Origin of the sequence: Paenibacillus sp. FSL M8-0228 (assembly GCF_038007385.1) — a bacterium.
In the GTDB taxonomy this organism is placed as follows: Bacteria; Bacillota; Bacilli; order Paenibacillales; family Paenibacillaceae; genus Paenibacillus; species Paenibacillus polymyxa_D.
This window is the reverse complement of sequence record NZ_JBBOXA010000001.1, coordinates 3,820,581-3,837,798: the sequence shown is the minus strand read 5'-3', so window position 1 is coordinate 3,837,798 and position 17,218 is coordinate 3,820,581. Positions and strand designations below refer to the sequence as shown.

Sequence of the window (17,218 nt, the reverse complement as noted above, 5' to 3'; positions counted from 1 at the left end):
TATGCCGTCAGTGGCATTTTACACATTGGGCTGTAAGGTAAACTTTTATGATACAGAAGCGATCTGGCAGCTGTTTAAAAATGAAGGTTATGAACAGGTGGACTTTGATGAGCAGACCGCGGATGTCTATCTTATTAATACATGTACCGTTACGAATACCGGTGATAAAAAGAGTCGTCAGATCATTCGCCGCGCGATTCGCCGGAATCCAGATGCCATTGTGGCAGTGACGGGCTGCTACGCCCAAACTTCTCCTGCCGAAATTATGGATATTCCTGGCGTTGATCTCGTTATCGGGACTCAAGATCGGGACAAAATCATTCCGTTCGTGCAGGAAATTCAAGGGACGCGTCAACCAGTGAACGCCGTGCGCAATATTATGAAAACGCGTGTATTTGAGGAAATGGATGTGCCTGATTTTGCTAATCATACTCGGGCCTTTTTGAAAATTCAGGATGGGTGCAACAACTTCTGTACCTTCTGCATCATTCCATGGTCGCGGGGGCTATCCCGCAGTCGTGACGCTGCGAGCATTATTGCACAGGCGCGTCAACTGGTACACGCAGGCTACAAGGAAATAGTACTCACTGGTATCCATACTGGCGGTTATGGTGACGACATGGATAATTATGACCTATCTGATCTGCTGTGGGATCTGGAGAAAGTGGAAGGGCTGGAGCGTATCCGCATCAGTTCGATTGAAGCCAGCCAGATTGATGAAAAAATGCTTGATGTACTGAACCGTTCCACCAAGCTGGTTCGTCATTTTCATATACCGCTTCAGGCGGGGGACGACACTGTATTGAAACGGATGCGTCGTAAGTACACCACAGAAGAGTTTTATAACAAAATGCTTATGATTCGCAAAGCAATGCCCGATGTTGCGATTACAACGGACGTAATTGTCGGCTTCCCTGGGGAGACGGATGAAATGTTCCGCAATGGCTATGAGCTGATGAAAAAAATCGGTTTTTCAGAAATGCATGTGTTTCCGTACTCCAAGCGTAGTGGAACTCCTGCGGCGCGTATGGAGGATCAGGTGGACGAAGACGTGAAAAATGCACGAGTGCATGAGCTGATACAACTGTCAGAGCAAATGCAACTGGCGTATGCTGAGAGGTTTGTAGGTCAGGTGCTGGAGGTCATTCCGGAAGTTGCGCCGAAAGGGACCGAAGATAGCGGCATACTCCATGGATATAGTGACAATTATATTCAACTGGCGTTTGAAGGTACTGAGGATCTGGTTGGCAAGGTATGCCGCGTGAAGCTAACGAAGGCAGGCATTAATGAAAGTGAAGGCCAATTGGTTCGCGTACTGGAGAATGGGCTGCAAACAGCTCTGTAAGAACAAAAAAAGCCTGAAAAGGCAATAGAGATGGCAAACAAGGATTTCGCCTTTCCTTACAGAGAGGACGGAATCCTTGTTGCGCAAGGAAGGGAGATTACAGGATGGCAGCAAAAAAGGAAATTTCAGCAGGCGGTGTTGTGTTTCGCAAACAGGGGGAGCAACTTGAAATTCAGCTCATTACTGACCGATATGGCAAGGTATCCTTGGCTAAAGGAAAAATGGAGTTGGGAGAAACAATCGAACAGACGGCTTTACGTGAAATTCGCGAGGAAACAGGGTTGAACGGGCGGATTATCCAGCATGTAGATATGATTGCTTATACGTATCAGCATCCGGAATTTGGGGAAGTGGATAAAGAAGTACACTATTATCTTGTAGAGGCACTAGATGGGGATTTACAGGCACAAATCGAAGAAATTAAGGGAGTTGCATGGCATAAGCCTGAGGAAGCATGGCTTCTCCAGCGCCAGGGCGGATATGACAATAATGATGTCATTTTGAGCAAGGCGCTGTCCATGCTAGGAATTAACGTTTGATTCTGTGGGGAGATATACGATCCTCTAAACGCGTCCATACAGGTAGGTAGCACAGAGGCAAGACCAGCAGAGAGCTAATGACGTTAAACAGGGTTTGGGCATGGGCTACCTTGGCTCCGGGCTCGGTAGATATCCAGGCGGCGGCCATTTCTAGCCCAGGGATCAACGGCATAAAGAGCAAGGCTCCGCCTACGTTCAGCAGCACATGGGACCAGGCTACAAATTTGCCGGACACGCTGCCACCAACAGCGGCAATCAGGGCGGTTACGCAGGTGCCTACATTGGAGCCGATGACGATGGCGATCCCCACATCGGCTGGCAAGGCACCCGCAGCGGCAAGGCTGATCGCCATGCCAATAACGGCTGCGCTACTGTGAACCAGTGCGGTCAGGCAGGCACCCGCAGCGAAGGCCCACCACATGTTGGCCGCAGCGTGATCAAGAAACCAGCGGAATAGTCCGGCCTGCTCAATCCATGGGCCGACCGTTTGCATTACGCGGATACCCGCCAGAATCAGCGAAAATCCAGCAAATACGAGGCTGATATATTGTACAGCCTGCGGACGGCTAAGCCCATTGGAGCCGGGTGAAATTCCGGCAGACGCGTACTGGCGAACGGAGACGGATTCTCCCCACAGTACGGCGGCGCTCCAGCAGAGCAGTGAGCCGCAGAGCAGCGGAACAGCCAGCTTGCCAAGCTGGAGCCCCATCAGCTCGGTGGTGAGACAGGTACCGATATTGGTGCCAAGAATGATGCCGAGCGTACGGCCATAGGTCAATAGCCCGGCGTTGACCAGTCCGATCGTCAGCACCGTTACAGCGGTGCTGCTTTGCAACAGGGCGGTAATGCCTGAACTGAACAGCATACCCCGCCAAGGGGAAACGGTGGCGCGGTTCAGCCAACGGGTGAGGAAGGGGCCAGCCAAATGCCGGAGGGCTGCTTCCATCAGCTTCATCCCGCCCAAAAAAATAAACAGTCCGCCGCACAGCGGGAGTATAACATGTATAAGCACGGGCATAGCCCCCTTTTCTAGGTGAAAATACTTATGTAACAGCCTATGATCTGTCGAGGACAGCCATGACAAGCATGGCTAAGCTCTTTTTAGGAAAACGATAATTTTTGTAGTATCTTCACAAGCTTTAAAAGCGTGACGCCGATATACAGGCGGGCAGTAGCGAAGCGGATCATTTGAATCTGGAGAAGCGAGAGCGTTCGCCTGAAAGCTTTCCAAAGGAAAGCTGCTTCGGAAGTATAAACCTAGGGGGATTCTTACCATTAAAATCATTTATAAAATCCAAAGAATCCCCGTGCAACAGCGATCGTAAGATCAAATGATCCGCAGAGCCGCGCCCCTATCGAACAACGTTTTAACACTTTGAGTAATCCAAGAATGGGAGTGAAGGATTTTGCCTTCAGTAATATTAGAACGCAGCCGTAAAAAAAGGCTGGAGCACGCACACCCTTGGGTGTTTAAAAACGAAATAGCCAAGATCGAAGGAGACCCAGAGGCAGGCGATTTGGTCAGTATTGTTAACCATCAGGGGCGTTATTTGGCGACAGGTTACTATAATCCGGCTTCACAAATTACAGTGCGTGTGATGTCCTATGAGCCGCTGGAAGCGATGGATCAAAACTTTTTTGCCCAACGCTTTCGCAAATGTCTGGAGCACCGCGAACGTTTTGTGACCGGGGGAGACGCTTATCGGTTGGTGTACGGCGAGGCTGATTTTTTGCCTGGACTGATTGTAGACCGTTTTGGTGATGTGTTGGTTGTGCAGCTGTTAACGCTTGGCATGGATCGGCGCAGGGAAGAAATCAGGGATGCGCTCGTTGAAGTATTGGGTCCTGTTGGTATATATGAGCGCAGTGATGTATCCATCCGAGAGCTGGAAGGATTGAAACAAACGAAGGGTCCTTTGTACGGTGATTGCCCGCGTCATGTAGTGGTGACGGAAAATGGCCTGCACATCAAGGTTGATATCGTAGAGGGCCAGAAGACGGGTTATTTCTTTGACCAGCGTGAAAATCGTGCGGCCATAGCACCGTTGATGACAGGTTGGGGAGCACGTAGTGGAATTACGCTACAAGAAGTTGCTACAGACTCAGGGGACGCTGCCACAACGGTCATGAAGCCAGTGAATAAAAGTGGTAAGGTTGTTGAATTCCCATTCTGGGACGGCGCAACCGTATTGGAATGTTTTTCACATACGGGAAGCTTTACGCTCAATGCCTGTAAATATGGTGCTAAAAAAGTAACTTGTCTTGATATTTCTGAGCATGCGATTGAAAGTGCGCGGGACAATGTCAAGCTGAACGGTTTTGAGGAACGCGTCGAGTTTGTCGTCGACGATGCTTTTCAATATTTGCGCAATCAGGTGAAAGGTGTAGAGGAACGCAATGCACGAGCCGGGGGCAAAGGAGATACGTCTAAGCCGCTGACAGCGGGTGGCGGACGCACCTTTGACGTGGTCATTCTTGATCCGCCAGCCTTTGCCAAAACGAAGAACGCTGTCAAAGGGGCTACACGTGGATATAAAGATATCAACCTGCACGGGATGAAGCTCGTTAATGAGGGCGGCTATCTGGTGACAGCGAGTTGCTCGTTCCACATGCGGCCGGAGTTGTTTTTGGACACCATTAAGGAAGCAGCGGCAGATGCCGGCAAAATCCTTCGTCTGGTAGACTGGAGAGCAGCTGGTAAGGACCATCCTCAAATTTTGGGTGTGGAGGAAGGCCATTACTTGAAATTCGCCATCTTTGAGGTGCGCAGCCGGACACAGTTGTAGTTTCATACAAAGTCAAAGTCAATCGCCCTTTTGGTGATTAAATAGGTAAAATAAACTCGTTTTAGGTATAAATCAGTCCTGTAGAGAAGGCGTGCACCAAGCCAATCTGCGGGACTGATTTATTTTTTAGAGGGAGAAAGAATTGCTACAACATGGCAAACGTACGTTCTTTTCTCTCTTGCCTGATATGCTATACTGTTTAATAGAATGTTGTTCGTTGGAAAGGAGGCCGCATCATGTCGGTCCGTTTGTTGATTGGCCGCTCTGGGAGTGGTAAAAGTACGTTAATCCGCAATGAAATGACGTCTTTGTTACGCGAGGAGCCGCTAGGTAAGCCTATGCTGTTACTTGTACCGGAGCAATCGTCATTTGCTTCTGAGCATGCGTTACTTACAGAAGCCGGAAACGGTATTCAGGGGTCGGTGCGCGCCCAAGTGATGGGATTTCACCGTCTTGCCTATTTAGTTATGCAGGAAACCGGGGGTTCAGCGCTGGTGCCTGTAACGGAAGAAGGCAAGAAGATGCTTTTATATAAAATTATTCGTCGTCGCAAGGATGAACTGAGTTTGTTTAAGGATTCGGGAGACCAGCTCGGCTTTGTGGATCGGTTGAATACATTGTTCACGGAGCTGAAGCAGTATGGAAATGATACTCGGTCTGTACCCGAGCAACTGGAGCGAATGAACGCTGCTGGAGAGTCAACTCCGATTTTGCGCGGCAAGCTCAAAGATATCAGTCTAATCTACGAGGATTTTGAACGAGAGCTGACGCTTAAATATATTGACGGTGAAGATACGCTGCGCATGCTGGCAGAACAGATTGCAGAGTCTTCCCTTGTGCGTGGAGCAGACATTTGGATGGATGGCTACCGTAGGTTTACACCACATGAATATAAAGTGGTGGAGCAACTTATGCTGCATGCCTCTTCGTTGACAGTGGCGCTGACTTGCAACCGCAGCTACGAGAGCGGACAGCTTCCGCATGAGCTGGATTTGTTTCATCCTTCGGCGGCTACGTATGTAAAGCTCAAAGGAATGGCAGACGAGCTGATGATAGAGACGCAGACACAATTACTTCGCCCTGATCCGCCGCCGAGATTTAAGGAGCGTCCGGCGTTGGCGTATTTGGAGGCTAACTTTGAATATCGTACAGGGTTACGGAATCAGGAACAACGGATGCGGCTGCAGCAGCTACGAGAGCAGTGGACAGAAGAACAGCCGGAAGGCATAAAACTGTATGCTGCGGCGAATCGCCGCGCTGAGTTGGAAGGTGCTGTACGCGAAATGCGTCGTTTAGCCCGAGATGAGGGCGCGCGTTATCGGGAGATGGCCCTGTTTGTGCGTCATATTGAAGATTATGAGTCATGGGTGGAACCGATATTCAAACAATATGAGGTTCCAGTATTTCTGGATCAGCGGAGAAGTGTATTGCATCATCCCTTAGTGGAATTGATTCGGGCTTCACTGGATATCGTGCAGCGACGCTGGCGATATGAGGATGTATTCCGTGCGGTCAAAACAGATCTTCTCCTGCCGCTGGATGGTCGGGTGAGCCGCGAGGAGATGGATCGTCTGGAAAACTATGTACTGGCCTGCGGAATACAAGGTAGCCGTTGGACAGACGGTCGCCCGTGGCAGGCTGTGCCCAGCTTGTCACTGGAGCTGGAGGAGCAGGAACGGAACCGTAGGCGGGATGAAACGTTGGATTTGATGGAGCTGTGTCGGGATGTAATCGTGACGCCTTTACGTGCGTTTGAGAAACGTGTGGGCAAGGCACGAACTGCACTTGAGAAGTGTGAAGCGGTATATCTGTTACTGGAGGATGCAGAAATTGGCCACAAGCTGGACGCCTTCATTCATCAGGCAGAGGAAGCAGGAAATCCTGAGCAGGCCAAGGAGCATCGTCAGGTATGGGATGCAGTGCTTGAACTACTGGATCAAATCGTCGAAATGATGGGTGACGAGAGGCTGGATACCTCTTTGTTTGCGGGTGTGCTGGAAACGGGATTGGCTGAATTCCGTATGGGACTTGTTCCGCCAGCTCTGGATCAGGTTCTAGTCGGAAACACGGATCGTACACGTGTGACCGGTATTCAACATGCTTTTGTGCTAGGTATGAACGAAGGTGTGATGCCGGCTGTGTTCCATGAGGACGGTGTGCTGAATGAGCAGGAGCGTACGGCATTAAACGAACGAGGCGTAGAGCTGGCGCCGGATATGACAAGACGTCTGCTGGACGAACGTTTTCTCGCTTATACGGCCCTTACTTCAGCCGGTAGAAGCCTGTGGATGAGCTATGCCGTGACTGATGAAGAAGGCAAGTCATTGTTGCCGTCTGAGTTAGTACGACATGTGCGGCAATTGTTTCCTAGTCTGGACGAACGCCCACTGGCTGGATACCCTTTGCCTGGGGATGCTTGGACGACGCAATGGGAGTATGCTTCTCATCCGTCCGAGGCTTTGCCGCAGCTTATTGCGCAATTACGACAATGGCGACGTGGCGGTGACATTTTATCTCCTTGGTGGGAGGTATATAACTGGTATGCCAGCCAGCAAGGGCGTGAGAAGGACAAGCTGCGTCAGCTGTTGACCTCACTTTTTTACGAGAACCATGCCGAAATGCAGAAGGAAACGAGCCGTCGTCTGTACGGCAGCAAGCTGCGTACCAGCGTATCTCGTATGGAACGTTTTGTGGCATGTCCATTTTCGCACTTTGCCTCTCATGGTCTTCGTTTGAAGGAACGTCAAATGTATCGCCTGAAGGCCCCGGATATCGGACAATTATTCCATGCAGCGCTTGGAGAGATGGCGATCAATCTGCGTAATCGCAATGTCAGCTGGGGCAGTCTCAGCACGGAGGAATGCCGCCAAGAGGCGGAAAGTACAGTGGAGCGTTTGGCTCCTCGTCTGCAAGGCGAGATTCTAATGAGCTCCAAGCGGTATGGGTACATTTTGCGCAAATTGAAAGATATCGTGAGCCGTGCTTCGTTGATTTTAGGTGAACATGCGCGAAGAGGTAGTTTTGAGCCGATTGGGCTGGAGTTGGACTTTGGGCCGGGTCAGCAGCTTCCTCCGTTAAGCTTCCGGTTAGATAACGGTGTTGTGATGGAAATTGTCGGACGGATCGACCGTGTAGATGTGGCAGAGGGAGAAAAAGGTTTACTTTTGCGTGTCATCGATTACAAGTCCAGCCAAAAGGATCTCAAGCTGCATGAAGTGTACTATGGCTTGTCCTTGCAAATGCTCACGTACCTGGATGTGCTGCTGAATGCGGCGGAGGAATGGTTGGGCGAGACTGCTTATCCGGCGGGTACGCTGTATTTTCACGTCCACAATCCGATGTTACAGTCGCCTAACGGTCTTAGCGAAGAACAGGCCCGTCAGGAGCTTTTGAAACGCTTCAAGATGAAGGGATTGTTGCTCGCGGATCGGGATGTAGTTGGGCAGATGGATACATCATTGGACAAGGGATATTCTTCTATTTTACCTGTTGCGGTGAAAGCAGACGGTAGTTTTTATAGCAGTGCCTCGGTTGCTTCGCCGGAACAGTGGGACAGCCTGCTAGCTTCGGTGCGTAATAATATTCGGACGATTGGTACACGGATGACAGAGGGCGATGTGGCCATTGAACCGTATCGTATCCAGCAAGAGACGGCATGTACCTTCTGCTCTTTTAAGCCTGTTTGTCAATTTGACGACAGTCTGGAGGGCAGTGGCTACAATCAATGGGGTAAACCCGGTAAGGATCAGATCTGGAATCTGCTGGGTCATACACAGGAAGGGAAAGGAGGAATGGACCAATGATAGGCATGTCAAACATTAAAGGTTTACCGAAGCCGGAAGGCAGTATGTGGAGCGATGACCAGTGGCGTGCCATTTCGGAATCTGGTAACAACATGCTGGTTGCGGCAGCGGCAGGGTCTGGTAAAACAGCGGTGCTTGTAGAGCGTATTATTCGTAAAATTGTCGATCCCCAGCTTGGCTTCAGTGTGGATCGGTTACTGGTAGCGACCTTTACGAAGGCAGCCGCCGCCGAAATGCGTCAACGGATACGCGAAGCGTTGGAACGTGTATTGGAGCAGGAACCGGAAAGTGAACATGTACGCCGTCAGCTATCGTTGCTGAATCGGGCCTCGATTACGACGCTTCACTCATTTTGTATGGAGGTCATCCGCAGGCATTATCAGGCCATTCCCCTTGATCCTGGTTTTCGGATTATGAATGAGCATGAGACAGAATTGCTGCGCCAGGAGCTTCTAGAAGAACTGTTTGAGGAGAAATATGAGGCTCATGATGAAGGCAGTACATTCCGCAGACTAGTCGACTGGTTTAGTGGAGAACGCACCGATGATGCGATGTATGTGCTTGTTCAGCGGTTGTATGATTTTTCTCAAAGTCATCCTTGGCCGGAGCATTGGCTGCGGGAGACAGCAGCTGCATTTCGTGTGCAGGATGTAGCGGCTCTCGGAGAGACGCCTTGGGTTCGCAGCATTTTGGCGGATGCTGCACTTTCATTGCGCGGAGCAGCGAGCTTGCTGGAACAGGCGCATGAAACTGCTATGCAGCCCGGCGGTCCTGCACCTTATACAGTGACGCTGCAAGAGGATACGGCGATGGTGAAGGGATTGCTGCAGGAATTGGAGACACAGCCGTGGGCATCTCTATATGATCATTTTCAGGCAGCTGCCTTCGGTAAGCTCAAGCCGGTCAAAAAAGATCAGACTGAGCCTGCATTGCAGGAACGGGTTAAGACGCTGCGCGAAGCAGCCAAAAAAATGATTACAGATATGAAGGCTTCCCTGTTTGGCAGGAGAGCAGAAGCCTATTGGGAGGAGCTACACGCCGCAGCTCCGTTGATGGACGAATTGGTAGAAACCGTGATTGTATTCGGGGAACGTTTTCAACAGCACAAGCAGTCAAAAGGGTTGGTGGATTTCGGGGATTTGGAACATTATTGTCTGAAAATATTACGACATCCCGATTCTACTCCGTACAAGCTACTACCTTCCGACGCTGCGCTCGAATACAAGGCGCAATTCGACGAGGTGCTGTTAGATGAATATCAGGATACGAATACCGTACAGGAAGATATCGTTAGGCTGGTATCACGGGAGGAACCGGGTAACCGTTTTATGGTGGGCGACGTGAAACAGAGTATTTATCGGTTTCGGCTGGCGGAGCCGGGTCTGTTTTTGAATAAGTATCAACGGTACGGCATGCAGGAGCAGGAAGATGGATTTTTAATTGATTTGGCGCGTAATTTCCGCAGTCGGGAGGAAGTTGTCGATGCGGTCAATTTGGTGTTCCGCCAGATTATGAGTGTGGATGTGGCGGAAATTGAGTACGATGAACGAGCGTGGCTGGTACACGGCGCATCCTATCCCGACCCGTCGGATCAAGACACCGCATCTGTATATGCACCTGAGCTGCTGTTAGTAGATAAGGGTGGCCATGGTCTTTCCGAGGCTTCGGAGCTGTCCGAAACGGAGGACGAATCTGTTTTTCAGGAAAGTGAGCTGGCTGAGCTTGTGGAGCTGGAAACGGCACAGTTAGAGGCTCGTGCGATTGCGCAACGGATTAAAGAACTGACCGGAGATACCGGACAACCACTGTTGATTTACGACAGAGGATTAAAAGCGATGCGTCCGGCAGTCTACAGCGATATCGTCATTTTGCTTCGTTCGGCAAGCGTGTGGGCCCCCCTAATTGTAGAGGAACTGCGGCTTGAGGGCATTCCGGCCTCCGGGGAGCAGACGACTGGCTTTTTTAAAGCAACGGAAGTTGAGGTAATGTTGTCTCTGCTGCACATTATTGATAATCCACAGCAGGACATCCCGCTTGCATCCGTGCTTCGTTCGCCGATTGTCGGCTTGACCGAAGATGAACTGGCACAAATTCGGTTGGAAAAGCCGGATGGATTGTTTTATGGCGCATTGCTGGCGGCGGCAGAGGCGGACCCACTGAAGGAGAGCGAAAAAGGGACCACTGCTGACATCATGGAGTTGTATCTTTTCCCTGAGGACTCTTTATCTTCATCTGACTTTGGTAATAGAAATAACGGGAATACGTTGTCTGCCCGACTACGTTCATTTTTGCATAATTTGGAAGCCTGGCGGCAGGAAGCCCGACAAGGTAGCTTAAGTGCATTGATTTGGAATGTGCTGGAGGAAACAGGGTATCTGGATTGGGTCGGTGGACTGCCTGGCGGCTCACAGCGTCAAAGCAATTTGCGGGCGCTATATGACCGAGCGAGACAGTATGAGACTTCAACGTCCAACCGAGGATTGTTCCGATTTCTGACCTTCATTTCCCGTCTACGGGAGCGAGGCGGTGATTTAGGATCCATTAGCGGGGGGACCGAACCCGATCAAGCTGTCCGCATTATGACCATTCATAAAAGTAAAGGACTTGAATTCCCTATCGTGTTTATAGCCGGGACGGCAAAAATGTTCAATCAACAGGATCTCAATGCGCCGTTTCTTATGCACAAGGAGTTGGGGTTTGGTCCTAAATATGTGGAGGAACAAAATCGTGTCAGCTACCCTACGCTGCCCAATTTAGCGATCCGCCGACGCTCACAGCTGGAGCTATTGGCTGAGGAAATGCGGGTGTTATATGTGGCGCTTACACGGCCGCGTGAAAAGCTGATTATGACCGGAACCGTGAAGGATCTAGCTTCACGCGCAGCGGGTTGGGCACGTGCCAAAGAGCATACGGAAACGGTCTTACCAGACTATATGCTGGCGGCAGGCCGCAGCTATCTGGACTGGGTAGGTCCCGCTTTGATTCGGCATCCTTCTGCTACTTTGTTGAGGGAAGCGGCAGGTGATCAAGATGGGTACTATCACAAATTGGAACATATGCCGGGAACAGACTGGTTATTTAAAATTGTGGCCTCGGAAACATTTTCCGGCTCTCGTGTGAACTCAGATCATGAGGAAGAGGTGTCGGGCGAAGAGCGCCAAAAGAAGACAGAAGCACTGAGAAATGCGGAGCTAATCGACTTGAACGAAAAGAGTGAAACGGACATTGAAGCTGCTCTTTCCTGGACCTATCCGTATGAGCGGGCCGGCAAGACGGCAGCCAATACATCGGTTACTGAGATGAAAAGATGGCTGGAAATGCAGGAGATGGGATCGGACGACTGGTTGAATCTATCTACCACCGTACTAGCAGAGTTACCGGAGGATCGGGAGGATTCTCACACTGGGGGCAGTCAATTACACTTGCGCAGACCTAAGTTTATGGGGAATCAGCGACTGACTCCAACGGAACGAGGAACGGTCTATCATACGTTGATGCTGCATTTGCCACTAGATGGGGGGATGAGCGCCGAAGTTATTGAGGAAACAAAGGCTCGTTTGCTCAATCAGCGTATGTTACTGAATGTCCATGCAAAGGCGCTAGATACGAATAAAATATTACGCTTTTTCACTAGTGAGCTGGGTAGCAGAATGTTGGGGGCATCGCATGTTCAAAGAGAGCTTCCGTTTACTTATACCATGCGGGCAAACGATTACTGGAACCACAGCTTACCATCGATGTCACCAGGACAAGAAACAGATTCGGAAGGTGGACAGGACGGAGATAAAGTGCTGATGAACGGCATTATTGACTGTCTATTTGAAACTCCCGAAGGACTCGTGCTGGTGGATTATAAAACAGATCGGATATCTGAGTATCGTACACTGTCCCATTTAACAGACCAATATCGTTTTCAATTGGAGCTGTATGCCCGTGTGATCGAAGAAATTACAGGCAAAAAGGTTGCTGAGAAGTGGCTGTATTTTTTAGAAGCTGGAGAGAGTGTACAGCTGTAGTTATATAGCTAGGGAGAGGAGGAATAACATGCGGATTTTGCATACAGGTGATTGGCATTTGGGTCGCACGTTGGAAGGACGCAGCCGTTTGAAGGAGCAGGAGGCGTTTTTGGAAGAACTAGCGAAAATGGCTGACGATCAGCAGGCCGATTTGATTATGATGGCTGGAGACGTATACGACTCAGTCAATCCTTCAGCCGCAGCCGAGCAATTGTTTTATGAAACGTCTGCCCGTCTTACGGCTGGAGGAAGACCACTAGTCGTCATTGCGGGCAATCATGATCAGCCGGAAAGGGTATCCTCGGTCACACCACTGGTGAGCGGGCGCGGAATTACATTGCTGGGACTGCCCCATGGGGAAGCGGTACGCGTTCGTACACCGCGAACGGGTGAAATGGCATGCATTGCAGCCTTGCCATATCCCTCCGAGTCTCGTCTGAACGAGCTATTGTCTGAAGACGGAGATGAAACAGTCTTGCGCGAGGCATACAGTCGCCGTGTGGGCTTGCTGATGTCACAGCTGGGTACAGCATTTCGGCCTGACACCGTCAATTTGTCAATGAGCCATATTTATGTGCTCGGCGGGCTGGAGTCGGACTCGGAACGCCCGATTCAGGTCGGGGGGGCGTATACCGTAGATCCGTCTGCTTTGAGCATTGGGGCACAGTATACGGCTCTAGGACATTTGCATCGTCCCCAATATGTGAAAGGAGACGGGCTGATGCGTTACAGTGGCTCGCCGCTGGCTTATAGCTTTTCCGAAGCCGGACAAGCCAAATCGGTTACGTTAATTGACGTGGTTGCTGGCAAGCCTGCTCAGGTCGAGGAACTGTATATTACCAGTGGACGCCCATTAGTGAGGTGGCGCGCACGGGGAGGTCTGGAGGAAGTATATCGCTGGCTGGACGAAGGACTAGATGCCGATGCCTTTATTGATCTGGAAATTACGCTGGATGAAGCAATGTCAATGGGAGATATTCAGCGGCTGCGCAAAAGCCGTGAAGGTATCATTCATATTCGCCCCATGTATCCAGAAATGGCTGCCGCACAGCTGGAGCACCAACGATCAGAACTGCCAGTGCATGAGCTGTTCCGGGCATTCTATCAGCGGCAGACAGGCGGAGCACAGCCAGATGACGGATTAGTGCAGTTGTTTCTGGAGCTGGTGGAACAGGATGATGCAAGAGATCACGCTGAGGAGGAGGACGCATGAAACCAATCCTTCTAAAACTGGCGGGGTTGCAAAGCTACCGGGAGTCGCAGGAAATTCGCTTTGACGATTTGACCGAAACTGGATTGTTCGGAATATTCGGCCCAACGGGTAGTGGTAAATCAACGCTGCTGGATGCTATTACGTTGGCTATGTACGGTAAAGTGGAGCGGGCAGTGAATGGTACACAAGGCATTATGAATCATGCCGAGGATACGTTGTCTGTTGCATTTACGTTTGAATTAATGTCAGCTCAAGGACCTCGTCGTTACCGTGTAGAACGACGTTTCAAACGTGCTGGAGGCGTATCGGTTAATAATACGCTTAGCCGTTTTATTGCGTTAACAGAGGATGGCGAGGAAGTGCTTGCCGATAAGGTGCAGGATGTGACGCGCTGTGTGGAGGAGTATATCGGCCTGAAAATGGACGATTTTACACGAGCTGTCGTATTGCCGCAGGGAAAGTTTGCGGAATTCTTGTCCTTAAAGGGCAGTGAACGCAGACAGATGCTACAGCGTTTGTTCCATCTGGAGAAGTACGGAGATCAACTTGCACAGAAGCTAAGCCGTCGTGTGAAAGATAACGATATCGCACTGAAAGCATTAGAGGCGGAGCAGCAAGGGCTGGGGGATGCGAGTGCTGAAGCACTTGAACATGTAGAGTTGCGTCTCAAAGAGGCGATTGCCAATGCAGAAGCTTCGCGTCGCGAGCTAGAGCGTGTCTCACGTGAATCGGAGGCGCTAAACAAAACACGTGAGCTAGTCATCGAGCTCAGCCAAAGATCGAAAGAGCTGAAGCAGTTGGCAGCACAGGAGCCGGGCATTGCTTTGCTGGAGCACAAGCTTCGACAAGCAACTTCAGCCGAGGCATTGCTGCCTGCGCTGACGGATTGGAAGGAAGCCATTGCTGAAGCGGAAAAACGGCATAAGACTGCCGAAGAAGTGGCAGTCCTGGCCGCTACCGCGCAGGAGGCTGCGCTTGTCTCTGCGCAAGCAGATGAGCAGGCCCGGCAAGCACTCAGTGCCGAAGAACCAAAGCTATTGCTTCGGATCGACCAACTAGAACAGGCGCTTCAACTGGAGCGTGATACGGAAGCGTTGCGGACCGAACGGGACCGTCTGGCGGCCGAGCTTGGGCATAGCGAACAAATCCTTGCTGAACATGCAGAAGGACTCGCAAAGGAACAAGAGCTACAGACGCGAGGCTTGAAGCGACAGCAAGAGCTTCAACAAGAGCTAAAGCAAAATGAAGTGCGAGCAGATGAGCGGCGTATGCTGCAAGAGGCTGTGCAACGGTTGCAACAGCTGGAAATCGCGAATGAGCAATTGCGTGAAGCTGAACTGGAGTACGTGACTCAGGAGAAACGGCTTGCGCAAGCTGACGAACGTCTAAAGCTGACGGACCAGGAGACACAGGAGACGGAGGCACGGCGTTCTGCCCTTGCTGCACAGGCAGCTGATGGCATTGAGGCATTGCTGACGTTGGAGGCAGAAATCACCGCCGATATGTCGTCACTGGCTGCCGAGGAAGAACAGCTGCGTCACGAGCTCCGTGCCGAGGAGCTGGGGCGTCTCGCTCAGCATCTCGCTGCCGAGTTGCGCGAAGGCGAGCCGTGCGCAGTGTGCGGCTCGCTGCATCACCCCGCGCCTGCCGTCGTCGCGGCGCATAGCGCGGATGCCGCTGCGCCAGATGAGATGCACCGCCTGCGGCTTGGTTTGCAGGAGCTGCGCCTCACACTGCGCCAGCAGTTGCACGAGCAACGCAGCTTGCTGGCGCAGCCCGCCACCGCAAACAGTGGCGCTGCCGCCACGGGCGAGCCTTTCACGCCTGCGGCAGCGCCAGCAGAGCCGCGTGGTGCCGCAGCATGGGCGGAGCGCTGCGCGGCGCTGGAACGTGCTGCAGCCGAGCTAGCCGCACGTGCGCATGCGCTGCCTGCCGAGGCACTGGCGCTGCGCGAAGCAGACGCCGCTGGACAGCAGCGGCGTATCCGTGCCGCCGCCGAGCAGGAGGCAGCAGCTGTAGCGCTGACGCAGGCACAGAGCAAGCGCGAGGCATGCACCACGCGCAGCGAGGGGCTGCGCGCCGAATGGGCGGCGCAGCTAACGGATGTCGCTCCGGACGAAGCCGCGGAGCGTTACCGCGCCATGCAGGAGCGCGATGGGCGCGCGGAAGAGCTGCGGTCCCGGCTGGAGACGAGTGTGACCTTCCTCGAAGAAAAGGCGGCGCGTGTTCAACAGATACAGCAGAGTATCATCGAGGAAGACAAAATCATTATTGCCCGTCGTACAGGGCTCCAAAGCAAAGATGATTCGCTTCGCGAAAAGCTGGCCCAGCTCCGAAAGTGGGTTGGAGATGGCCAAGCGGCTTCATTGCTGGAAGAAGCGACCTCGCGACTGTTGGGGCTGAAAAACGGAGCCGAAGTCGCGGCACGACAACGTACTGAAGCGGAAGAACGCAAGCAGCAAGCCGTTCATGCTTCACTGATTGCCCGGCAGGCCTCCGACTCGGCAGAAGAAAGACGTCAGATGGCAGAGTCCCGTTGGGGCAGTCGTCTGGAAGCCTCCTCTTTTGCTACGGAAGCAGAGGTTATGGAATGCTGCCTGGGACCGGAAGAAGCCGCACGCTATGAGCGTGAAGTGAGTTTACATCGAGAACGGGAAAAGGAGATGTCTTCCCGCTTAAAGCATGTCGAAGAGCAGCTGAATGGAGCAACGGTAACAGAGGAACAGTGGGAAGCGGCCACTGCACAGCTACGTGATTGCCGTGCACGCGATGAAGAGGCGCTTCAAAATCGCGCCAAGGCTGAGCGTGATTTAGAGGACTTGCAGCGTCGGCACGTCCGCTGGATGGAGCTGGAGTCCAATCGTGTACATTTGCGTAGTGAAGCGGAAAAAATGTCCAAGCTCCAGACTGTTTTTCGCGGCAATGCCTTTGTTGAATATATTGCTGAGGAGCAGCTCATGCAGGTCAGTCAATCGGCTTCACGCCGCCTGCGTTTTCTGACCAAGCAGCGATACGCGCTAGAGGTAGATTCCAGCGGTGGTTTTGTCATTAGTGACGATGCCAACGGTGGGGTCAAACGTCCGGTATCGACCTTGTCCGGTGGCGAAACGTTCCTGACCTCCTTGTCGCTTGCGCTTGCGCTGTCGGCTCAAATTCAATTGCGGGGCCAGTACCCTCTGCAATTTTTCTTTCTGGATGAAGGCTTTGGAACGTTGGACCCTGAGCTGCTTGACACGGTGATCACCTCACTGGAAAAGCTGCACCACGATCAATTGTCTGTTGGTGTGATTAGTCATGTGCCTGAACTACGGGCCCGTCTTCCGCGCAAGTTGGTTGTTCTTCCAGCAGAGCAGGCTGGAGGCGGATCACGTGTGGTTATGGAAACTTTTTGAAGTAATGTGATACAGGTCACAGATACAGTTTCAAACTATTGTTATAATACAGCCAAGCCGACAAGTTAATCATACAGCACCCCGGCGGACGTATGCTGCGGAAGAAATCTTCCCATCATACGTC

Annotated in this window: 8 protein-coding genes; 7 read left to right on the top strand and 1 reads right to left on the bottom strand. The window is 51.7% G+C overall.

Annotation, left to right across the window (positions count from 1 at the left end):
• Window position 1 precedes the first annotated feature (1 nt).
• Together mtaB and MKY98_RS17085 are read left to right on the top strand one after the other, a co-directional pair.
• Window positions 2-1,345, top strand: coding sequence for a tRNA (N(6)-L-threonylcarbamoyladenosine(37)-C(2))-methylthiotransferase MtaB (gene mtaB, locus MKY98_RS17090; RefSeq protein WP_029515344.1), 1,344 nt, complete (start codon window positions 2-4; stop codon window positions 1,343-1,345).
• A gap of 104 nt (window positions 1,346-1,449) precedes the next feature.
• Window positions 1,450-1,884, top strand: a complete 435-nt coding sequence (locus MKY98_RS17085; RefSeq protein WP_029515343.1) for an NUDIX hydrolase — start codon at window positions 1,450-1,452, stop codon at window positions 1,882-1,884.
• Here MKY98_RS17085 and MKY98_RS17080 read toward each other — a convergent pair.
• Entirely contained in the window at window positions 1,874-2,896 is a 1,023-nt protein-coding gene (locus tag MKY98_RS17080) for a Na/Pi cotransporter family protein (protein ID WP_069012562.1), read from the bottom strand. The genes MKY98_RS17085 and MKY98_RS17080 overlap by 11 nt on opposite strands.
• A gap of 394 nt (window positions 2,897-3,290) precedes the next feature.
• On the opposite strand from MKY98_RS17080, the gene MKY98_RS17075 reads away from it, so the two are divergent.
• The 5 genes from MKY98_RS17075 (at window position 3,291) to MKY98_RS17055 (ending at window position 17,094) form a co-directional block, all read left to right on the top strand.
• On the top strand, window positions 3,291-4,670 hold the full coding sequence (locus MKY98_RS17075) for a class I SAM-dependent rRNA methyltransferase (RefSeq protein WP_069010254.1): 1,380 nt from the start codon (window positions 3,291-3,293) through the stop codon (window positions 4,668-4,670).
• Window positions 4,671-4,906: 236 nt separating this feature from the next.
• Window positions 4,907-8,473, top strand: a complete 3,567-nt coding sequence (gene addB, locus MKY98_RS17070) for a helicase-exonuclease AddAB subunit AddB (protein ID WP_069010255.1) — start codon at window positions 4,907-4,909, stop codon at window positions 8,471-8,473.
• Entirely contained in the window at window positions 8,470-12,489 is a 4,020-nt protein-coding gene (gene addA, locus MKY98_RS17065) for a helicase-exonuclease AddAB subunit AddA (RefSeq protein ID WP_069010256.1), read from the top strand. Before addB ends, addA begins: the two co-directional genes overlap by 4 nt.
• 28 nt (window positions 12,490-12,517) lie before the next feature.
• The gene (locus MKY98_RS17060; RefSeq protein ID WP_069010257.1) at window positions 12,518-13,702 is read left to right on the top strand and encodes an exonuclease SbcCD subunit D; all 1,185 of its coding nucleotides are present in this window, start codon (window positions 12,518-12,520) and stop codon (window positions 13,700-13,702) included.
• Complete coding sequence (locus MKY98_RS17055; protein ID WP_069010258.1) at window positions 13,699-17,094, top strand: AAA family ATPase; 3,396 nt, start codon at window positions 13,699-13,701, stop codon at window positions 17,092-17,094. The genes MKY98_RS17060 and MKY98_RS17055 overlap by 4 nt, the downstream gene beginning before the upstream one ends.
• The last annotated feature ends 124 nt before the right edge of the window (window positions 17,095-17,218 follow it).